Origin of the sequence: Cognatundibacterium oligocarboniphilum, from assembly GCF_013377855.1 — a bacterium.
GTDB lineage: Bacteria > Pseudomonadota > Gammaproteobacteria > Burkholderiales > Burkholderiaceae_D > Undibacterium > Undibacterium oligocarboniphilum.
The window spans coordinates 296,980-318,414 of sequence record NZ_JABXYJ010000006.1 but is presented as its reverse complement, the minus strand read 5'-3'; the positions used below and the strand labels follow the sequence as shown (position 1 = coordinate 318,414).

Sequence of the window (21,435 nt, the reverse complement as noted above, 5' to 3'; positions counted from 1 at the left end):
GCACCTTGCGCGATTAAATTCCAAAATAAGCCAATGATGATTTAATTTGCGCAATAATATTGCGTTTAATTTAAAATTTTAGGTTAATTATGGCTTCTGTTGTGTTGGATAAAATCGACCGGAAGATACTCTCGATCTTGCAGGCAGATGGGCGGCTGACGAATCAGGAAATTGCGGAACGGATCAGCCTCTCTCCCTCGCCCTGTCTGCGTCGCATTAAACGGCTGGAAGAAACTGGCGTGATCCGCCAGTATGTCGCCCTGCTGGAGCCGGCAAAAATCGGACTGGGATTGCTGGCTTACGTCAATGTTCGGCTGGAAAAGCACAGCGATCAGCCGGTGAAAGGGGTGTCGCGCTCTCCGCGGGAAGATTTTTCGGCGTCTGTCGGACAATGGCCGGAAGTCATGGCCTGTTATGCGATGACCGGGGAAATGGATTACCTGCTGCGGGTGCATGTGGAAGATATGGATCATTTCTCCCGATTCATGATGGAAACGCTGTTGCGTCACCCGGCGGTGCTGGATGTCAAATCCAGCTTTGCTTTACAGCAGATCAAGGACACCACGGCATTACCCGTGCTGGGTATGGCTTAGCGCTGGCACGGTCTATTTGTTTTTGCCGATATCACTCACGCCGGGCAAATGCCGTAGCCATTTGGCTGCCGCTCGTGCATTGGCTTTGATGGTGTAGTCGATTGCCGCGACCTGTTCCTGGACAGCTTCTTTCAGGACGCTGACTGCATCGGCAGGAAGCAGCTTCAGGTAAGCATCCGCTTCGCCGTATTCACGGTGAATTTCCATGCCTGCTTTTTTTGCGATGTGAATCATGGTCTGGTTGGAGGACAGACAGTGCATGTACAGGGTATCGACATCGGCATTGCGGCAATGGATCGCGCCGCGTTCAAACAGTTTGGCGCCCACACCTTTGCCGCGGGCATCTTTGGAAACTGAAACACCGAATTCGGCCACCGTATCCTTGTCGGTGGCTTCATCTTTTTCGCTGCGAGGCGCAAAGGCCAGATGCCCGACGCCGACCAGGCGGAAATGATGACTCATGACGCCGAACACCTTATCACGGGAGAAGTCGAGGCCTTCCACGTATTTTTCTATCATGGCATCCGGCAAATAGGTGCCGAAGCGTAATAAACGGTCACTTTCTTCCAGCGCAAGAAAGTGTCTTAATATCCTGTGCCGGTCTTTTTCTGACAATTCTTTGACGTAAACCGTCGGCTTCGCATGCGAATGGGAGTTGAAACTGGTCGGAAAGATATCGGCAGGATTCATGATGTGTCCTTGCTGCAAGTAAATTGGTGCAGTGCACAATCCCATTGTAGGCGATGTTGGCCGATTATTCCAGAAAACATTTCCTCTGTAATCAGATCAGTCCGCTTTCATTTGTTGCGCCGCAAGAATCCTGGCTTCCCTGATGGCTTCCGGAATGCGCTGCGGATGGTCCTGATAATGGCGGGCGATTGCTCCGGCATCAATATGTTGCATTGCAGCCAGGATTTGTTTCAGATACGCTGCTTGCGGGAAGCGGATATGATCCAGTCCGGTACGCCCAAAACAATCGCATTCTGTTGCTGTCAGCATATCCAGAAAGCGCTGGGGTTTGCGGAATGCGTCATTCCGACTCAGCAGATCGACCAACGTTGATGCCCGCATCTCGGGTGCCCTGCCGATATTGCCGTGATCACGTGCGGTCATGTAAGCCAGATCGCGGCATTCTGACGGCGCTTTCAGGCGCAGGCAGACCTGATTCACCAGTCTGGCGCTGTGTTCTTCATGTCCATGATGCGCCGGCCACAGGGCGGGTGGCGTTACGCCTTTACCGAGATCATGCAGCAGGGCGGCAAACCGGATTGGCAGGGAGTAACCTTGCGCAGCCGCGTAGTCGATGGCGAGCATCACATGCACACCGGTATCGATTTCCGGATGATATTTTGCTGGTTGAGGTACCCCCCACAGGGCATCCAGCTCGGGCAGGATGCGTCGCAGAGCGCCACATTCACGCAAGACTTCAAACATGCGTGACGGTTTGATTTCCATCAGGCCACGCGACAGTTCCTGCCAGATCCGTTCCGGCACCAGTGCATCCACTTCGCCGGCTTCGACCATTTCCCGCATCAGGCACACGGTTTCCGGTGCGACCGAAAATGCATATGGTTCAACGGAGAAGCGGGCAGCAAAGCGTGCCACGCGCAGTATCCGCACCGGGTCTTCGGCAAAGGCTGGAGAAACATGGCGAAACAGGCGTTGCTGCAAGTCGGCCTGACCGCCGAACGGATCAGTCAGGACACCATCCTGATCCTGGGCGATGGCGTTGACCGTCAGATCGCGCCGTATCAGGTCCTGCTCAAGCGTGACCTGTGGATCAGTGTGGAAAACAAAGCCTTTATAGCCTGCAGCTGTTTTTCTTTCGGTGCGGGCAAGAGCGTATTCTTCATGTGTTTTGGGGTGCAGAAATACCGGAAAATCTTTGCCGACCGGCAGGAAACCCTGTGCCAGCATCTGTTCCGGTGAGCTGCCGACGACGACATAATCCTTGTCCTGTACCGGTAATCCCAGCAGAGAGTCCCTGACCGCGCCGCCGACGACATAGGTGCGACTCATCGCTCAGCCTTCAGATCTTGCATCATGCCACGGCACACTCTCGGTTTCCGCCGTGGCCTCCTGCATCCATTGCGCGACTGCTGGGTGAGCGCAGACGCGATCTGCATAAGCCTGCAGCGCCGGTGCCAGTGATACGCCGTAGGTGCGGAAACGCATGACAACCGGGGCAAAGTAGGCATCGGCAATCGAAAAGTCACCAAACAGAAAGCCATTCGGTCCAAAACGGGTCAGGCAGTCTTCCCAGATTTCACTGATGCGGCCTATGTCTGCCTGGGCGCCCAGTGTCTTACCTTTTCCATGCAATTCAGCGCGGATATTCATTGGCATATCAAAGCGTAACGAGGAGAAGCCGGAGTGCATTTCCGCACAGATGCTGCGTGCATGGGCGCGGGCTGCGATGTCTTCCGGCCACAGATTCAGGATTGAGAACTGGTCTGCCAGAAATTCGCAGATAGCCATGGAATCCCAGACCGTAATGTCGTCAGCAACCAGAATCGGTACTTTGCCGGCTGCAGAGTACGCGGTAATCCGGGATGTGGTATCTGGCTGTCCTAAGGGAATGCGGACTTCTTCAAACGGAATACCAAATGCCTTCATGACAACCCACGGACGCATGGACCAGGAAGAGTAATTTTTATTTCCGATCACCAGCAGCAGATGCGAGCGATGCTCGCGTAACAATGCGGCGAGTGCCGGATGGATTTCAGTATCTTGCATTGGCGCTCGATTCGTCAGGTATTTCGGCATCACTGGCGGACATGCCTTTTGGTACGACCGTACCCAGACGGGCTTTCAGTGACTGTGGTTTTTTCTCAAACAACGCAGCGTAATAAGTCGCGTTCGACAGGACGTTCTTTACATAATTACGTGTCTCATTGAATGGAATGGTTTCTGTAAAAATGGCGCCTTCCACGGGATGCGTCAGTTTGGCGCGCCAGGCACGTGGCCGTCCCGGCCCGGCATTGTAAGCAGCGGATGCCAGTGCCTGCGAACCACCCAGGTCGGTCAGGACCATGTTCAGATAATTGGTGCCGAGCGCGATATTGGTCTCGACGTCATTAACCTGTTCCGGAACAAAATTTCCCAACCCCATTTTTTTTGCCACGTAACGCGCAGTCGCAGGCATGATCTGCATCAGCCCCGATGCGCCGACATGCGATCGTGCGGTCATGATAAAGCGGGATTCCTGGCGGATGAGGCCATATACCCATGCCATATCGAGCCCTAATGCCTGCGTGGTCTTGTACATGCTGTCATTAAACGGTGTCGGAAAACGCTGGCTGAAATCCATTTCTTCCCGGGTGCGGTCGGAGGTATTCACCATACGGTCGAGCAGATTGTTCTTGCGTGCCAGCTCTGCAGCGACGATATGCTGACGTTCGTTCATTTTGCGCAATTCCCAATTCCATTCGCGGGTGCCTTCCAGCCGCAGATTCATCGCGTAAAAACGCAGGGCGCGCTGCAGATTCTGGTTTTTTTCAATGGCAGACAGTTCTTCCGCCGTGACTGGCCTGACCGATACCGGCACACCGATCTTCTGGCCATTTTCTTCCAGCGCCAGTTGTCCGTAGAAATGTATCTGATCGGTGATGCTGCTGAAAATCTGTCGGGCTTCTTCGGTTTTTCCTTCGGCTTTTAATGCACGGCCATACCAGTATAGCCATGCAGGCTCATTACGCAATCTGGGCGGGAGCTGTGCAATCGCATTTTTTACCAGTTTCCAGTCGCCTTCACGCAAGGCGGTTCTGACCCGCCATTGCAGAGCTTCACTGGAGAGCGTGGCATTACCGGTGCGGGCCCAGTAACCGAGCGCATCAGGCTCCAGTTTGAGGGCGGACTGGAGCGCAATCAGCGCCCATGCATTGGCGCGCTCACTGTCATTCAAGCGTGCGCCGAAGCGGGACAGTTTTTCCGCGGCATCTTCTGTGTCGGTTCTGGCCATACGTCCCAATGCCAGCACATATAATTCCCTGGCCGTGCGCGTATTGTCCGGCGCTTTTTTCAGCAGGTGTGCAGGTTTGTCGAATGTTTCGGTCAGACGTTTTTCATTCAGCTCCAGTAATTTTCCTAAACGCAATGTCAGCGGCAGAGAATTATTTTCTGCCGCCATGCGCATTTGCACCCATAAATCGTCCTGGCTCAATTGCTTGTTGGCATACAAATAGCTAACCAGCGCATAGCATCCTTCGCCATAATCACGCGGAGTATTCAGCAGATTTTTGGCGTCACTGGCGACATTTTGCTGACGGCTTGCTTTAGATAGCAGGGCGTAGCAGCGTAACTGATTGTCGTCGGCCACCACAAACAATGGATATTGCTGATCGAACAGATCCCACTCGCCGCGTTTCGCTAACAGCAACAGCCAGTCGTTCCGCATTCGGTCGGCAATCGCGCTGCCGTCATAGCGGTTGATAAAGTCGCGGATTTCGGCATTGGAAGCCCGGTACAGATGTGAGCGGATACGATAATAATCGACGTAGGAGGGAATATCGTAATTCGCCAGCGCCGCCGCGTGTTGTTCTGCGTTCGCGGGATCATCGTGCAAACCAGCATCGCGCAAGGCCATGAAGTGGTCATCGTCCGTGATGAATCCCTTTTTAGGTGTTGCAGCGGCCGCGCCTGACAGTATGCCAAAACCTGCTAAGATCACCAGGCTAAGATTGATTAAGTTTTTTTTCAGAAACATCTTTGCATCGTTATCAGAAACTATAGCTGACAGTATGACACAGCCATCTCCTACCGAACACCTGCCAGTGATGAAAGCCTCTGGTGAACGCAACGCATTGCGCCGCCTGCTGCTGCAACAGCGGTGTCAGACTGCACCTTCGTTGCGGCAACAATGGGATGCTGTGCTGATGCAAAAACTGTTGGACTGGTGCCGTCAGCAGCAACCATCCAGCCTGGCGGTTTATTGGCCGATTCAGGCTGAGCCGGATTTACGGACCTGTTATCCGCAACTGGTGTCGATGGGGATATCGCTGGCACTTCCCTGGGTGGTGCAGACGGATGCACCATTGCAGTTTCTGGCCTGGCAGCCCGGTGATGCGATGGAACTCGACAGGTACGGCATTCCATTACCGGCGCAGCGCACGGATTTACTGATGCCAGAGATAGTGCTGGTGCCTTGCGTCGGTTTTAATGCAGATGCTTACCGACTCGGATATGGCGGTGGATTTTATGACCGTACGCTGGCAGCGTTTCCTTCGATCCGGGCACTGGGTGTAGCTTATCACTGTGCGCAGGCCGATTTTTTGCCGGGAGAGCATGATATTCCGATGCAATGGATACTGACGGAATATCAGGAGGATACTGGTACTGGCCATCAGTCCTGATCTGTCGGACTGCCAATGCTGCCGGATGCCGGCGTATCAGAAATTTTGTTTACTGCCACCGGTATCCTGCTGGCGATATCGATCGTTCCGTCTGCCTTGACCGTCTAAAGAATCTCAGTAACCGATTGCCTTGCCATCCGGATTTCTCGGGTCGGAAAAACCGTCAAAGCCCTCGGCTGAAATTTGTATGGTCTGGGTTTTTCCCATGACCGGGCTGGCAACCAGATGCTGCCCTTTTTGCTCCAGTATGCGCAGGGTGTCGATGCTGATCCCCTTTTCGTAACGCAGTTGATCTGGCATCCATTGCTGATGGACGCGTGGCGTCAGTGCGGCTTCAGCGACATTCATGCCATGGTCCACGACGTTCAGGATGGTCTGCAGGGTGGTGGTGATAATCCGGCTGCCGCCCGGACTGCCGGTCACCAGAAAAGGTTTGCCTTGTTTCAGCACGATGGTGGGCGACATCGAACTTAAAGGTCGTTTTCCGGCACGGACGGAGTTGGCTTCCCCGCCGACCAGGCCAAAGGCATTCGGGACACCTGACTTGACCGAAAAATCATCCATTTCATTATTCAGCAAAATGCCGGTACCGCTGGCGACAATCCCGCTGCCGAAATTCAGATTCAGGGTGTAAGTCGTTGCCACGACGTTGCCTTTCTGGTCAGCTACACTGTAGTGCGTGGTCTGATCGCTTTCGTATGGCTGCGGTTTGCCGGGACGGATTGCCGCCGATGGCATGGCATGTTCGGGATTGATTGTTTGAATCAGCTGGTCGGCATAGACTTTGGAGGTCAGCCCTCTGACCGGTACCTGATAAAAAGCCGGGTCTCCCAGATATTCGGAACGGTCCGCATAAGCGAGTTTCATCACTTCGCTCATCTGGTGCAGGGTTTGCGCACTGTTGACGCCCTGTTCGCGCAGCGGATAGTGTTCCAGCATATTGAGCATCTGAATGATATGCACACCTCCGGAACTGGGGGGCGGCATGGAGATGATTTCGTAGCCGCGGTAGCTTCCGCGAACGGGCTGGCGCTCAATAGCTTTGTAGTCTTTCAGATCCTGTAAAGAGATCATGCCGTGATGCTGCTGCATTTCTGCCGCGATTTTCTGTGCAATCTCGCCCTCGTAGAAGGCTTTACTCCCCTGTGTCGCGATCAGCCGCAGGGAATGTGCCAGATCTTTTTGTATCAGCCTGTCACCGCTGCGCAATGGTTGCCCGTTTTTAAAGAAAATCGCTTTGCTCGATGGCCACTGTCCCAGATGTTTTTGCTCCGTCTGCAGCATCGCCGCCAGATGCGGGCTTACCTCGAACCCCTGCTCGGCATAACGGATTGCCGGTGCCATCACGTCTTTCAACGGCAGTGTGCCGTATTTGCGCAGCGCCAGCTCCAAGCCTGCGACCGTGCCGGGAATGCCAATTGCCAGATGACTGAAGGTCGAGCTGTCCGGAATGACATTACCACCTGCATCCAGGTACATATCCCGGTGTGCCAGGGCGGGTGCGCTTTCGCGGAAATCGAGTGCAACATCCTGCCCTGATCCTGCATCGTGAATCAGCATAAAACCACCACCCCCGATATTGCCGGCATTGGGTAAGACTACGGCAAGCGCAAAGCCGGTGGCAACGGCCGCATCCACCGCATTGCCACCCCGTTGCAGCATCGCTAGTCCTGCTTCGCTTGCCAGCGCATGTTCGCTGGAAACCATACCGTGCTGACTGTGAACCGGACTGATGATGGGATAACTGGTGTCGTACTGGATATTTGGTGCAATCTGCGCCTGTACTGATGAGGCGCCGAATATCAGGACGCACAACACGGTCATCAGCAAGGGATGTTTGTTTTTCAGCAGCATGGTTTCTCCGATGTGGCATCAATTCCGCATTGTAAACAATCTCATCATGCACGGTGTTCTTTGAAAAAACAAAAAGCCACCCCGGAGGATGGCTTTTGATGACTGACCCGGGGAGCCTGAACGTGAGGCTCAGGCGCTCAGGCAGTACCGATGCAATTATTTTGCTTCAGCTTGCGCTTCGGCAGCGGTTGCACCTGCTGGAACAACGGCGATTGCCACTGTTGCGTCATCACCATGCACAACAGCTGTAACACCTTTTGGCAATGGTAACTGAGATACGTGGATAGACTGACCAGCTTCCAGTTTGGACAGGTCAACTTCAACGAACTCAGGCAGGTCTGCTGGCAGGCAGGATACGTCCAGTTCAACAGCAACGTGGCTGATGACAGCGGATGCCAGTTTGACTGCAGGAGAAGCATCAGCGTTCACGAAGTGCAGAGGCACTTTAACGTGAATCTTCTTGTTTGGGTCAACGCGCTGGAAATCAGCATGCAGAACCAGTTGCTTGTACGCGTGAACCTGGAAGTCGCGCAGCAGGACTTTCTCAGATTTGCCATCAACTTCCAGATCAAGAATGGAAGAGTGGAATGCTTCTTTTTTCAATGCGTGGTACAGCGCATTGTGATCCAGGCTGATTGCTACCGGGGCTTCTGTGCCGCCGTAGATGATGCCAGGTGTCTGGCCAGCATTGCGCAGGCGGCGGCTCGCTCCGGTCCCCTGTTCTTTGCGTGCAAATGCGATAACTTTCATGGTGTTACTCCAAAAAATGCAAGAATGAACCTGCGGTTTTGCACCCCCGCGACCAGGGGCACATCAAAAGTCTCCCGGTGATTCACCGGAAGACGGAAAACTTGCCGCTCAATCAGTCAGTGAACAAAGACATCACGGATTCACCCTTGGTGATCCGGCGGAAGGTCTCAGCCAGCAGGCTGTCACAGGACAGTTGACGGATTTTGCTGCATGCGTTGGCGGCATCAGACAGCGGGATGGTATCGGTCACGACCAGTTCATCCAGCGGCGACTGGGAAATGCGCTGAATTGCAGGGCCGGACAAAACCGGGTGCGTGCAATAAGCCAGCACTTTTTTTGCGCCACGCTCTTTCAGCACTTCAGCGGCTTTCGTCAGCGTACCCGCAGTATCAACCATGTCATCCATGATCACGCAGTTACGGCCATCGACTTCACCGATGATGTTCATGACTTCGGATACGTTGGCTTTCGGGCGGCGCTTATCAATGATGGCCAGATCGCAGCCAAGACGTTTGGCCAGTGCACGTGCGCGCACCACACCGCCGACGTCAGGAGAGACAACCAGCAGATCCTCGTAATTTTTAGAAACCAGATCACCCAGCAAAATCGGGGATGCGTAAATATTATCAACCGGAATATCAAAAAAACCCTGAATCTGATCGGCGTGCAGATCCATGATCAGCACACGATCAACGCCTGCTTCTTCCAGCATATTCGCGACGACTTTGGCCGAAATCGCAACGCGTGCTGAACGCGGACGGCGATCCTGGCGGGCATAACCAAAGTAGGGGATGGCAGCGGTAATGCGGCCGGCAGAGGCACGTTTCAGCGCATCGACCATCAGCATGATTTCCATCAGATTGTCATTGGTCGGAGCACAGGTGGATTGCAGCACGAAAATATCTTTGCCGCGGACGTTTTCATTGATCTCGACAGCGACTTCGCCGTCAGAAAATTTCGAGACGTCCGCTTTGCCTAGTGGTATCCCCAATTGTTTGACCACCCCGGCTGCCAATGCAGGATTTGCATTGCCAGTGAAGACCATCATGTTGTCATTGACGCGCGCGTTTGCCATGGCAGAACCTATCGGCTGAATTTTTTGGAAGATCTGATTATTTTGCATAGACTTTTTGCAAAAAAATCAAAGACAAAAACTGAAAAGCCGCCGCACTGTCATGCGGCGGCTTTAAATTTAATGGCAGGGGAAGAAGGATTCGAACCTTCGCATGCCGGAATCAAAATCCGGTGCCTTAACCAGCTTGGCGATTCCCCTACACAACCGTTTATCTGCTGCTCAGAATAGACCGCTATTTTAGCGCTAAATTGTCAGCAAACCAAATTTTCCTTCTGCAGTAATTCTGTCATCGGATGACGAATTAAACTTTTTGCCTTCCATGCAGTCCAGCGATCAGGTATCTGCATGATTACCCGTGAAGCGCTGGCTTCATCCGGGAATGCGCAGAATACGCAGGATCCTGAACCGGTCATCTTCGCGTTTCCAAACTGAGACAGCCATCGTACGGCGTTTTCAACTTCTGGAAAGAGTGCGCAGGCAACTGTTTGCAGATCATTTTTCCAGTGCATTTCTGCGTTGCTGGAAAAGTCCGCTATTCTGACTGGCTTGGTGTCTCTTGTCAACTCTTTTGCGGAAAATATTGCCGGTGTCGGGATGTGCACACCGGGTTCAATCACGACAAACCAGCATTCCGGCGTTTGAATGGACTGCAGTTTTTCGCCCACGCCTTCGGCAAAAGCATTTTCACCGAAGATGAAAAAAGGGACGTCAGCACCCAGCTGCAGGCCGAGTTCCATCAGCTGCTGGCGGCTCAGGCCGGTGCGCCAAAGATGATTCAGTGCCATGAGGGTCGTGGCCGCATCCGAGGAACCGCCGCCCAGACCGCCGCCCATCGGTAATATTTTGTGCAAGGTCAGATTAACACCGGACGGGCACCCTGTCGCTTGCTGCAGTAACTGCGCTGCGCGGACGATCAGATCGCTTGCGGCGGGAACATCAGGAATATCGTTGGAACGCACGATCTTTCCATCGGTGCGGCTTTCAAAATCCAGCATGTCCGACCGGTCAATCAGTTGAAACGCAGTCTGAAGCAGGTGATAGCCATCTGCACGTCTTCCTGTGACGTGTAAAAACAGATTCAGCTTGGCTGGCGCCGGGCAGTGCATCAAAGTGGAGCTCATGGGTTCTGAAGCGGGTCAAAATATGGTTCAAGGTAAATGCTCAGGCTGACTTCACCGGCGGTCTGACTGTAGCGGCTCAGATCCATGCGTCTGGGCTGAACGGGGCTCTGGTGCCAGCTGGCGTAGCGAATTTTCCAGCCATCGGCTTCCATTGTCTGGTCTGTCGGCAGCAAGGCAAGCGGATGGCCATCCTTGGTCCGGACAAAGCCTTGCAGCCAGTCGCGCAGGCCGGATACCGGTAATGGCCAGTGCAATGTATCGCTGATCAGCTGGTCCAGGTCGCTGGCCTGGCGTGGTATTTTTCCATCCTGTTCCAGCAGTGCGCCCTGTTTGTTCTGGGTAATTCTGGCCAGTGTCTGGCCCAAGGGAGATGAGAGTAATATTTCTAAGTTTTCATCCTGCTGATGCCATTCAAAATTCCCGGTCAGATTTTGCGGTTTGCCATTTTGTTCGTAGCGAACCGATATTTTTCCGCTCAACTGAATTTGGTTCTGATACAACCGCGCTGGCGTTTCTGCGGCGTTGGCGCTGGAAGTGGCGCGCGCGGCCGATGTTTGCAAAGGGGCCTGGGTGGTGCAGCCGCTGCCAAGGAAGGCGCAGCAGTAAAGCGCAAGGGTGCCGGTAATCTTTGACAGAGAGTGGGATCTGGACATGGTGTGCCTGGATTTTTGATAAGCTGAAAAACGGTGAACATAGATCCCGGACGGATATTGCATCCGGGGCGCATCTGTTTACAGCTTGATATTCAGGCGTTCCAGGGTACTTTTCAGAGAACTGTTGCCGGGATCTTTGGTTCGCCCTTCACGCCAGATTTTACGTGCAGCGTCTTTGTGTCCCATGGTCCACAGCAGTTCGCCGTAATGTGCTGCAATGTCTGCGTCCGGGCGTAGTTCGTAGGCGTGACGCAGCGCTTTTTCGGCCTCCTCAAATTGCTTCATACGGAATTTGACCCAGCCCAGGCTGTCGAGAATAAACGGATCATCCGGTGCCAGTTGATCAGCCTTTGTGATTAAAGCCAGCGCTTCCTCCAGCTGTATATTCCGGTCTGCGAAGGAGTAACCCAAAGCATTGTAGGCATGCTGGCTGTTGGGCGCGAGCGTGATAATGCGCCGTAATGCGGTTTCCATCTCGGCGTACTGACTCTGAGACTCCAGCAGCATCGCGTAGTCATACAGCAGGTCGGTATTATCCGGATGCGCTTTATTGCCGTCCTGGAGAACCTGCAATGCCTGTTCCGGCTGCCCGTTATCGCGCAGGATTTGCGCTTCGGTCTGGATGATCTGCAACTGTTCGCTTTCATTGGTGGGTTTTAAATTTTTCAGAAACTGCAGACCTTCCACCAGTTTGCCCATTTTTGCGTACAGGTGGGCGCGCCGCATCTGCACATTGAACCAGGAGGGGTTACGTCCATCCTGAGATTCCACTTTGGCCAGCCAGTCTTGTGCTGTCGGATAATCCTTGCGCTCAAAGGCGATGCGGGACAGGTTCAGCAGAACAGGCGTGGTATCCGGTTCTTCGGATTTTTCCGTAGAAATTTTCAGATGGCGTGTGAAATAGTCTTCTGCCTCCTGCCATTTATTTCTTTCCATCGCCAGCACGCCAAGGGTGTACAGCGTGCTCAGGTCTTCTGGTTTTTCCTTGAGCAGGTGCTCAAATTCTGTGGTGGCTTTATCAAACTGCTTCTGATCGATCAGGATACTGGCATAGGCCAGCCGGACGTCGCGTGCTTTCGGATTTTTCGAGATGAATGCATTCAGCGCCTTCAGTGCTTCCGGTTGGGAGGAGGCCTGGGCAATGGTCAGAATTGCGAGTTGGGAATCGCTCTGGACGGTCAGAACTTGCTGTGCTTCTTTGACCGCACGCGGATTATCTCCTTTGCTGTAGGCGCCCTGCGCCAGCGCCAGATGGGCTTCTGGTAATGTTTTATACGGGGTCAGAATTTCTTCCAGCACATCAAAAGCAGCGTTTTTATCCCGGGCGCGCGACAGCAGGCGCTGCGCCTGCAACATGATCACGCCGTATTGTTTAGGTTCAGCCTCGGTGAGTTTTTCCGAAAAGACTTTCTGAATTTCCGCCAGATTATTGTTCATCACCATGAAACCGAGGTAATACTGGGTGGCCTCATTGGAATGCGGTGCCAGCTCGCGCCACAGGCGTATCGCAGACAAGGCTTCGCCCGGCTGTTTCACACTCAGTGCAATTTCTGCCGAACGCTTGGCAAGCCGCGGGTCGCCGGTTTTCTGGGCAGTGCTCATCAGGGTGACATAAGCTGCTTGCCAGCTGCCGCGCTGATAGGCAATTTCAGCCGTCAGGATTTTGTAAAATAATTCATCGGTCAGCGCTATCGACGGCAGCTTGTCGCGGCTGTCGATGATCGGCGACGATTGACCGTTCAGATCTTTTTCTGCCGACAAGGCCGCCTGAGCCGCATCTCTGGCATGATGTGCGTCTTCCGATTGCAAGGTATGCCCGCCACCCAGCCCGGCACAGGCTGACAGCAGAGCAGCGCCGCCAAGCAGAATGGCCGGGCGGAATGCAGATACGAGTGCAGATACAATAGACGAGGTAAAAACAGTGGCAGAAAAAGTTTTCAAGACAGATCCGTATGAACAAGGGATGATTGATTTTACGCTGAACTGAGTGACACGTGGGATACCGGCGCACTGTCCCGTGTGTCAAATTGTATGGTGTCAAAGCACAGAGAGTCTGGTTCCGGTGTTTTTCCGGATATTTCATCAACCTTGGCTATGACTGGGTTTCTGCTGTTTTTATCCCTGAACCGAATGATTTATTTTTCTGTTTGAGCTGACCATGCCTGAATTACCAGAAGTCGAAGTGACGCGGCGCGGCGTTGAACCTTACCTGACGGGACAGCGTGTGACCGACGTGATCATGCGCCGGGAAGGATTGCGCTGGCCTTTTCCGCCGGATCTGCCGCTGCTGCTGCGGGGGCAGTTTGTGCAGTCAGCCGGGCGACGGGGAAAATATCTGTTGCTGCATTTTACACATGGCACCGTGCTGATTCACCTGGGGATGTCGGGTCATCTGCGCGTGTTGCCGGCTGCAACCCCGGTGCGCAAACATGAACATATCGACATCGTGATGGGGGAGACGGCGCTGCGCATGACGGATCCGCGCCGTTTTGGCGCCTTGCTCTGGCATGATGCCAGTTCGGGCGACATTGACGGGCATCCGTTGTTGCGTCAGCTGGGGGTGGAACCGCTGGAGCCGGGATTTGATGCCGGTTTGCTGCACCGTCAGACGCGCAAACGGAGCGCCAGTATCAAGCAGGTATTGCTCGCGGGGGATATTGTGGTGGGCGTCGGGAATATCTATGCGTCGGAGAGCCTGTTTAAAGCCAGAATCCATCCTGAAACACCGGCCAATAAAATCAGCCTCGCACGTTACCGCTTGCTGGTGCCGGCAATCCAGGACACGTTGACAGAGGCGATCCGGCAGGGTGGTAGTACGCTGAAAGATTTTACCGGGGTGGATGGGCAAAGCGGCTACTTCCAGCAAACTTACTTCGTTTATGACCGGGCTGAAGCGCCTTGCCGCCTGTGTGGGCATCCGGTCAGGCAGATCCGGCAGGGACAGCGCAGCACTTTTTATTGCCCGCATTGTCAGAAATAGACTGCATTCTCTTTTAAATCCGTACTGGTTTTGTTGGTCAAAACACATTTTATGCGTATTTTCCTGTTCATCCATATATACTTGAATGAATAAGAAAGATTAACTGAGGGAAATATGAGCAATCTGGTTCAAAAATTCCAAGAGTACAGCGAATGGCGCAAGGGAGTCGCCCGGGCGCTGACGCAATACCGTGCCTGGATAAGCGGATCAGACATGGCTGACCCCACCACTGATCAGCGTCTGGCGCGCCTGCTGGAACTGCTGGTGGATGACAAATTATCGATTGCCTTTGTCGCTGAATTTTCACGCGGTAAATCAGAACTCATCAATGCTATTTTCTTCGCAGATTATGGCCAGCGCATCCTGCCATCGTCTGCGGGGCGCACCACGATGTGTCCGACCGAATTATTGTATGACGACACGATTCCGCCATGCATCCGTCTGCTGCCGATCGAAACCCGTTCTGAAGCGCAGTCAACCAGCGAATACAAAGGCCAGAGCCATGTATGGCAGGTATTGCCGCTCAATATCAGTTCCGGCGATGGTATGCTGGAAGCCTTCAAGCAGGTGAGTCTGACCAAGAAGGTGACCGTGGAAGTGGCCAAGCAATATGGCTTGTTTGACGAAGAAGATCCTGATGCTGCGTTGGAAATCGATGACGATGGCCTGGTCGAAATTTCACAGTGGCGTCATGCGATTGTGAATTTCCCGCATCCCTTGCTGAAAGAAGGTCTCATCATCGTTGATACCCCGGGACTGAATGCGATCGGAACCGAGCCGGAGCTGACGCTGAACCTGATTCCGAATGCACATGCCGTGCTGTTTATCCTTGCCGCAGATACCGGCGTGACCAAGAGCGATATTGATGTCTGGCGCAACCACATCGGCAGCGGACCGGGCCGCATGGTGGTGCTGAATAAAATTGACAGCATGTGGGATGAGTTGCGCACCTCCGAAGAAATCGAGCAGCAGCTCGAACGTCAGGTTGCCACTGTGGCACACACACTTTCGATCGATGCAAAACAGATTTTCCCGGTTTCTGCGCAAAAAGGCCTGGTTGCGAAAATTAATAAGGATGCGCCATTGCTGGCACGCAGCCGTCTGCCGCCGTTGGAGTATTCCCTGTCGCGGGAATTGATCCCGGCTAAACAAGATATCATTCGCGCACAGCTTGAATCTGAGATTCAGGAAATCACGACCGCCCAGCATGCCGTGATGTCGGCGCGCAGCCGGAATGTGGTTGAGCAGTTGCTGGAGCTCAAAAGCCTGCGTGGAAAAAATATGAATGTGATCGAGCACATGATGAAACGTGTCGACGCAGAGAAAAAAGAATTCGATGCCAGCCTGATCCGTATGCAGGGCACGCGGGCTGTATTTACCCGACTATCGATGGAAGTCTATACCAGTCTCGGTATGGATATTTTGCGCGAAGAAATCCGCAAAACACGCGAGTCGATGGAAAAGAGTTACCTGTCTCTGGGGTTGCTCGATTCGATCAAACATTTCTTTGCCCAAGTCAGGCTGAACTTGCTGACATCGAATAAAAAAACCGACGAGATTTCCGAAATGATGGTGGTGATGTACCGGAAATTCTCCACTGAACATGGACTGGCGTTGTCGGCACCGATGCCCTTCTCTCTGGAAAAATATATCAAGGAGCTCGATGCAATCGAGGTCGTCTATCATAAGCAGTTCAATGCTGCGACGATGATGACGAATACCCGGGTTGCCCTCATGCGCAAATTTTTTGATTCCGTTGCAGCGCGGGTCAAGCAGAACTTCTTACAGGCAAACAAAGATGTTGAAGCCTGGCAGAAAGTGGTGATGACGCCTTTGGAAGCGCAGATACGCGAGCATAAAAATCAGCTGAAAAACCGGATGCAGTCGATACAACGGATTCACGTGGCAACCGACAGTCTGGAAGATAAGATTGCTTCCTTCGAGTCTATGCAGACAGACGTCGAAGCGCAGAAACAGACCTTGCAGCAACTGGAACAGCAGCTTCACGGCGCGCTGCATGCGGATTTGTCTGCTTTGAAAGCCGCTGCCTGAACCGATGGCGGCGCGCTGGCTGTAACTCACTGCAACGATATTTCATGATACTCCGTACCCCGGTGGCTGCGGCCGCCCATGCATCGCATTCTTCATTGCGTGACCCTGCTTTTTCAGCTTCGGTCATCGACTGGCAGCGACAACACGGACGGCACAAGCTGCCGTGGCAGCAAAGCCGCGACGCTTACCGTATCTGGCTCTCAGAAATCATGCTGCAACAGACGCAGGTGAGCGCGGTGATTCCGTATTACCAGAAATTTTTGCAGCGTTTTCCAACTGTTTTTGATCTGGCCAGCGCGCCGGTCGAACTGGTCATGGAACACTGGAGCGGACTGGGTTATTACACCCGGGCCCGCAATCTGCACCGTTGCGCAAAACAGGTGGTGGAACAGTATCAGGGGCAGTTTCCCGCTGATCCGGCGCATCTTGCAGAATTGCCGGGTATTGGCCGCTCAACTGCCGCAGCGATTACGGCATTTGCCTACGGTACGGTGGCTGCTATTCTCGATGGCAATGTGAAGCGGGTGTTTGCCCGTGTTTTTGGCATAAACGGTTATCCGGGCAGCAAACCAGTTGAGGATGTCATGTGGCAGCGCGCCGTTGCCCTGCTGCCTGCGCAGGGTATTGAAGCATATACCCAGGGGCTGATGGATCTGGGAGCCACTGTCTGCACCCGTAGCAAGCCGGACTGCGCGTATTGTCCGCTGCAACAGCGCTGCGTGGCGTTTGCGCAGAACCGCGTGGCGGAGCTGCCGGTGCGCAAACCAAAAAAACAGCAAAGGCAGAAACAGGCTGTGATGCTGATCCTGTTGCATGAAGGCAGTGTCTTACTGGAACGGCGACCGGATAGCGGTATCTGGGGCGGATTGCTGTCGCTACCCGAACTGGATGGCATGCAGCCGCTGACGCCTGAGCAGGATACGTCGCAGCGAACCGCAACGCCAGAGCGCGACTTACTGACGCCAGAGCTGCATGCGTGGATAGCCAGGTTTGGTGCGGCCCGCAGCGTACAGCTGCTGCCGCCCCTACAGCATGTTTTCACCCATTTCCGCCTGCATATCCAGCCGGTGCTGGCGCAACTTGAGCAGCGCGTTGCGGGTGTCGGGCAAGATGCAGAAATCTGGCTGCCGCTCGACCGCGCTGACCAGGCAGCCTTACCTGCACCAGTCAAAACCCTGCTGCAATCGCTGACGCAACCCTTGCTATTCTGAATGCCGCCGGAGCAAACCCGTGCTGCTTTTGCTGGCCGGGAATTGGGCTGGCTGCTCTTCATGAAGATGCACTCCGTCGCGAAATTCCTGTCTTTATCGCATCTGTTGCCGTTTCATCGGAGACATGACACTTTTATCATTGTTGGCTTTACACTACGTTTCTCGAAAATCATTCAGGAGACTATTTTGCGAACCGATGTTTTGCGCGGACTCATAGGGGGGCTGATCGGGATCACGTCGCTGTATGCCAGCGCTGAAACCAGTCCCTGTCGTGTGCCGGACTTTCCTCAGGAACTGCGTTGCGGCGTCGTGCAGCGACCTCTGAATCCGGCTGACCCGGCCGGGAAGAAAATTGATGTCCATTATATGGTGTTGCCGTCGCAGGATAAAAACAAACTGCATGACGCCGTTTTTTTACTGGCAGGCGGGCCTGGACAAAGTGCAGTCAGTCTTGCCGGTTTTGGACAGACGATTCTGGGGCGCCTGAACAAGCGGCGCGACCTGGTGTTTGTTGATCAGCGCGGCACGGGCCGCAGCGCTTCATTGTCTTGTCCGGAACTTGAACGCAGCGAAGATGTGGATGAGGACGAGCAATTACTCAAAAAATCAGCCATCTGTCTGAACCGGCTGCAAACCCTGCCACATGGAGACCTGCGTTTTTACAGCACCAGTATTGCTGTGCAGGATCTGGAGGCGGTGCGCCAGACGCAAGGATACGGACGTATCAATCTGGTTGGCGCATCGTACGGTACCCGGGTTGGACTGGAATATCTGCGCCAGTTTCCGGATTCCGTCAAACGGCTGGTGCTCGACGGCGTGGTGCCGCCGGAGATGAATTTGCCTGCCGAAGATGCACAGGCGGCATTGGATGGTCTGTTTCAGGATTGCCAGAAAGAACCTGGCTGCCACGCTGCTTATCCTGATCTGGCAGCCCGCTGGCAGCAATTGCTGGCGATGGCGCCCAGACAGGTCAGCGTGACGCATCCACGCCTGGGAACACCATTCAGCTTCCGTATGTCACACGATATTTTGCTGGGAATGGTGCACAAAACGTTATATTCCCCGGTCAGCGTTTCAGCTTTGCCATATGCGTTGACGCAGGCGAGTCAGGGAAATTACCAGCCGCTGGTAACGCTCAGCGGTGCGACCAATGCGCCCGGTCCGGCAGGCATTAACTACGGCATGCATTTTTCTGTATGGTGTTCTGAAATGTTTGCCCGGCCTTTACCTGCACCGCGTGACGAATTTGAAAAACTGATGAACAGCCAGTATCAGAGCGTGTGTAAAAACTGGCCGCGTGCCGCTATTCCGCCGGATTTTTTCACGATACCGCCGGCCCGCGTACCAGTGCTGTTACTGAGCGGCGGCATTGATCCGGTGACGCCGATACGTCACGGCAAGGCCGTAGCGCAAGCGTTGGGACCACAGGCATTGCATGTGACCGTGGATCATGCCGGACACGGTTTGCTGGCACAAGGGTGTGTCCGCGAGGTGGTCAACCGTTTCCTGAGCGCCAGGGAAGATGCCGAGGCGCTCAAAACTGATATCAGCTGCGTACGGCAGATTCCGCGGCCGCTGGCATGGCAGCCTTTGCAGCCAGCCCTCAAACCGGAGGCAGGTTCCCAGGTAACGACTCAGGAGCGCAACGGTATCCCAGCGTCATCCATCAATCAGGCAGGAGGACGGTCATGATTATCGTGAATGATCTCCACAAGCAGTTTGTCCGTACCGGAAAACCAGCCGCAAAAGACTGGCGCGATATCGCCAGAATGCTCGGTGTGCTGAAGAAAAAAACGGAAGTGGTGTCTGCGGTCAATGGCGTCAGTTTCCGCGCTGAAGATGGCGCCATTACCGGGCTACTCGGTGCGAATGGCGCCGGTAAGACCACCACATTGCGCATGATCGCTGCGCTGTTGCAGCCGGATCAGGGAGGGATCATCGTTGATGGTGTGCCTGTCGTCGCCGGAACTTCCTCCACCCAGTCGCAGATGGGTGTGCTGTCCGATGCGCGTGGCCTGTATCCGCGGCTGACGGCCCGGGAAAATATTGCTTATTACGGATTACTGCATGGCATGTCTGCCGCGCAGGTCGCGCAGAGAACGGATCAGCTGGCGCACTGGCTCGGCATGTCGGCCTTGCTGGATCGCCGTACTGATGGTTTCAGCCAGGGAGAAAGAATGAAAACGGCTCTGGCCAGAGCCTTGGTGCATGATCCGAAAAATATCATTCTGGATGAGCCTACCAATGGACTGGATGTGGTGGCTACCAGAGCGTTGCGGGAATTCCTGCGCTGGCTGCGCTCACCGGACGGTGGCGGCAAATGCATCGTGGTCTCAACACACATCATGCAGGAAGTGGAGCGGTTGTGTGACGAGGTTGTGATTGTCGCTCAGGGAAAAAATGTGGCGCGTGGTTCAGTGGATGAATTGCTGCAGCAGGCGCAGCAAACTAATTTTGAAGATGCTTTTGTCAAGCTGGCGTTTTTACAGACAGATCCGACCATGAGAGAGGTGAACTGATGCATGCGATACTCAGTATTTTCCGGAAAGAGATCAAGGATGCGCTGCGCGACCGGCGCACCCTGATGACGGCACTGATCAGCTCTTTGCTGGGTGTGCCATTGATGTTACTGATTTTCTCAATCGTGCTGTCCCAGGTTGAATCCCAGGAAGAAAAACGGACAGTACTCGCCGTTGGCATGGAGTATGCGCCGCGGCTGGAAAATTTCATCTTGCGGCAGGGTTATCAGGTTAAGGCAGCTCCGGCTGACTATGAGGCCAAATCCCGCAGCAAGGAACTGGATCAACCGGTACTGCTGGTGCCGACTGATTTCGAGCGCAAACTGCAGCACGGTGAAAAAGTCACGCTCGAAGTCGCCTACGACACCAATAACCGGCCGGCAGAGTTTGGTCTGCGCCCGCTGAAGCGGCTGCTGGAAGCCTACACGCAGGAAACGGCAGTGATGGAGCTGACAATGCGGGGCGTGTCGGCCGAGCTGCTACAGCTGATTGATATCAAAGAGCGGCATTTGCAAAAGCCCGATCAGCGCAAGGCATCCATTACTGAAATGCTGCCGATGATGGTGCTGATGGCAATTGTGATCGGTGGCATGTATGCAGCGATTGATACTACCGCCGGCGAGCGGGAACGCGGCTCGCTTGAGCCGCTGATGATGAATCCGGTCAGCGGCTGGCAGCTGACGATCGGCAAATGGAGTGCGGTCGCGCTGGTCGGCATGGGTGTGGTGATGCTGACGATTTTCAGTTTTTTTCCTTCGCAGTGGCTGATTAAAAACGATACCTTGCGGGCCGAATTTCAGTTTGGCATCCGTGATGCCATGGCATTCCTGCTGATTTTACTGCCGCTGGCTGCCAGCATGGCGGCGCTGCAGGTCGCGGTGGCGCTGGATTGCAAGAGCTATAAAGAGGCTCAGGTCAGAAATCAGATCGTGACCATGTTCATCCCGTTTGTGTCCCTGATCCCGATTGCGTTCCCCGGGCGCGAACCTGCGTGGTTCCGCTGGGTGCCGGTACTGGCGCAGAATCAGATGATGAATCAGGTGCTGAAAGGCGAATTGCTCAGTCCGGCATCGCTCGGCATCGCCTCTGTGATTTGTCTGGCCATCACGCTGATTTGCCTGACCTATATCGCGCAGAAAATGCGTCAGGTGGTGATGTCCTGAAGGTGACGTTACCCGGTCTTGGCTGACCGGTGCTGTCGGTACAAATTTTTACCACAGGTCAAGTGCCATTCTTTCAGATACCTGATCACGGTACTGATGGAATATGGCGCTTG

Annotated in this window: 18 protein-coding genes and 1 tRNA gene; 8 read left to right on the top strand and 11 right to left on the bottom strand. The window is 54.1% G+C overall.

Translation table 11 applies throughout. The annotated features are described in order from the left end of the window. The first annotated feature begins 89 nt into the window (after positions 1-89). A complete protein-coding gene (locus tag HV832_RS12685) occupies positions 90-593 on the top strand; it encodes an Lrp/AsnC family transcriptional regulator (protein WP_176804206.1) in 504 nt (167 codons plus the stop codon). 12 nt (positions 594-605) lie between these two features. Here HV832_RS12685 and HV832_RS12680 read toward each other — a convergent pair whose 3' ends face one another. From HV832_RS12680 to HV832_RS12665, 4 genes are all read right to left on the bottom strand, one after another. Next, positions 606-1,283, bottom strand: coding sequence for a GNAT family N-acetyltransferase (locus HV832_RS12680; RefSeq protein ID WP_176804205.1), 678 nt, complete (start codon positions 1,281-1,283; stop codon positions 606-608). Between the two features lie 96 nt (positions 1,284-1,379). After that, positions 1,380-2,612 carry a multifunctional CCA addition/repair protein gene (locus HV832_RS12675; protein WP_176804204.1) on the bottom strand — a complete coding sequence of 411 codons (1,233 nt, stop codon included), beginning with the start codon at positions 2,610-2,612 and terminating at the stop codon, positions 1,380-1,382. 3 nt (positions 2,613-2,615) lie between these two features. Next, complete coding sequence (locus tag HV832_RS12670) at positions 2,616-3,329, bottom strand: glutathione S-transferase family protein (RefSeq protein ID WP_176804203.1); 714 nt, start codon at positions 3,327-3,329, stop codon at positions 2,616-2,618. Next, positions 3,316-5,298: a lytic transglycosylase domain-containing protein gene (locus tag HV832_RS12665; RefSeq protein WP_176804202.1), complete on the bottom strand. Its 1,983-nt coding sequence runs from the start codon at positions 5,296-5,298 to the stop codon at positions 3,316-3,318. The genes HV832_RS12670 and HV832_RS12665 overlap by 14 nt, the downstream gene beginning before the upstream one ends. A gap of 34 nt (positions 5,299-5,332) precedes the next feature. Here HV832_RS12665 and HV832_RS12660 point away from each other — a divergent pair, with 34 nt between their 5' ends. Further along, a complete protein-coding gene (locus HV832_RS12660) occupies positions 5,333-5,944 on the top strand; it encodes a 5-formyltetrahydrofolate cyclo-ligase (protein WP_223827269.1) in 612 nt (203 codons plus the stop codon). A 114-nt stretch (positions 5,945-6,058) separates the two neighbouring features. Here HV832_RS12660 and ggt read toward each other — a convergent pair whose 3' ends face one another. The 7 genes from ggt to HV832_RS12625 form a co-directional block, all read right to left on the bottom strand. Beyond that, positions 6,059-7,798 carry a gamma-glutamyltransferase gene (gene ggt, locus HV832_RS12655; RefSeq protein ID WP_176804201.1) on the bottom strand — a complete coding sequence of 580 codons (1,740 nt, stop codon included), beginning with the start codon at positions 7,796-7,798 and terminating at the stop codon, positions 6,059-6,061. A 156-nt stretch (positions 7,799-7,954) separates the two neighbouring features. Further along, complete coding sequence (locus HV832_RS12650; RefSeq protein WP_176804200.1) at positions 7,955-8,548, bottom strand: 50S ribosomal protein L25/general stress protein Ctc; 594 nt, start codon at positions 8,546-8,548, stop codon at positions 7,955-7,957. A 112-nt stretch (positions 8,549-8,660) separates the two neighbouring features. Beyond that, positions 8,661-9,623, bottom strand: a complete 963-nt coding sequence (locus HV832_RS12645) for a ribose-phosphate pyrophosphokinase (protein ID WP_176804199.1) — start codon at positions 9,621-9,623, stop codon at positions 8,661-8,663. Between the two features lie 121 nt (positions 9,624-9,744). Further along, positions 9,745-9,821: transfer RNA gene (locus tag HV832_RS12640), tRNA-Gln, on the bottom strand. A 53-nt stretch (positions 9,822-9,874) separates the two neighbouring features. Next, positions 9,875-10,744: a 4-(cytidine 5'-diphospho)-2-C-methyl-D-erythritol kinase gene (gene ispE, locus HV832_RS12635; protein WP_176804198.1), complete on the bottom strand. Its 870-nt coding sequence runs from the start codon at positions 10,742-10,744 to the stop codon at positions 9,875-9,877. Further along, positions 10,741-11,397 (bottom strand): lipoprotein insertase outer membrane protein LolB, encoded by a 657-nt coding sequence (lolB, locus tag HV832_RS12630; protein WP_176804197.1) that lies wholly within the window; start codon positions 11,395-11,397, stop codon positions 10,741-10,743. Before lolB ends, ispE begins: the two co-directional genes overlap by 4 nt. Positions 11,398-11,475: 78 nt before the next feature. Beyond that, the gene (locus tag HV832_RS12625) at positions 11,476-13,338 is read right to left on the bottom strand and encodes a tetratricopeptide repeat protein (protein ID WP_176804196.1); all 1,863 of its coding nucleotides are present in this window, start codon (positions 13,336-13,338) and stop codon (positions 11,476-11,478) included. 217 nt (positions 13,339-13,555) lie between these two features. Between HV832_RS12625 and mutM the strand changes: the two genes are divergently transcribed. The 6 genes from mutM to HV832_RS12595 all read left to right on the top strand — a co-directional run bounded on the left by mutM (position 13,556) and on the right by HV832_RS12595 (position 21,322). Then, positions 13,556-14,377 (top strand): bifunctional DNA-formamidopyrimidine glycosylase/DNA-(apurinic or apyrimidinic site) lyase, encoded by an 822-nt coding sequence (gene mutM / locus HV832_RS12620; RefSeq protein ID WP_176804195.1) that lies wholly within the window; start codon positions 13,556-13,558, stop codon positions 14,375-14,377. Between the two features lie 114 nt (positions 14,378-14,491). Further along, on the top strand, positions 14,492-16,429 hold the full coding sequence (locus tag HV832_RS12615) for a dynamin family protein (protein WP_176804194.1): 1,938 nt from the start codon (positions 14,492-14,494) through the stop codon (positions 16,427-16,429). A gap of 44 nt (positions 16,430-16,473) precedes the next feature. Continuing rightward, positions 16,474-17,640, top strand: coding sequence for an A/G-specific adenine glycosylase (gene mutY / locus HV832_RS12610; protein ID WP_176804193.1), 1,167 nt, complete (start codon positions 16,474-16,476; stop codon positions 17,638-17,640). A 186-nt stretch (positions 17,641-17,826) separates the two neighbouring features. Further along, the gene (locus HV832_RS12605) at positions 17,827-19,332 is read left to right on the top strand and encodes an alpha/beta hydrolase (protein ID WP_176804192.1); all 1,506 of its coding nucleotides are present in this window, start codon (positions 17,827-17,829) and stop codon (positions 19,330-19,332) included. Next, positions 19,329-20,159, top strand: coding sequence for an ABC transporter ATP-binding protein (locus tag HV832_RS12600; RefSeq protein ID WP_176804191.1), 831 nt, complete (start codon positions 19,329-19,331; stop codon positions 20,157-20,159). The genes HV832_RS12605 and HV832_RS12600 overlap by 4 nt, the downstream gene beginning before the upstream one ends. Next, positions 20,159-21,322: an ABC transporter permease gene (locus tag HV832_RS12595; protein ID WP_176804190.1), complete on the top strand. Its 1,164-nt coding sequence runs from the start codon at positions 20,159-20,161 to the stop codon at positions 21,320-21,322. The genes HV832_RS12600 and HV832_RS12595 overlap by 1 nt, the downstream gene beginning before the upstream one ends. The last annotated feature ends 113 nt before the right edge of the window (positions 21,323-21,435 follow it).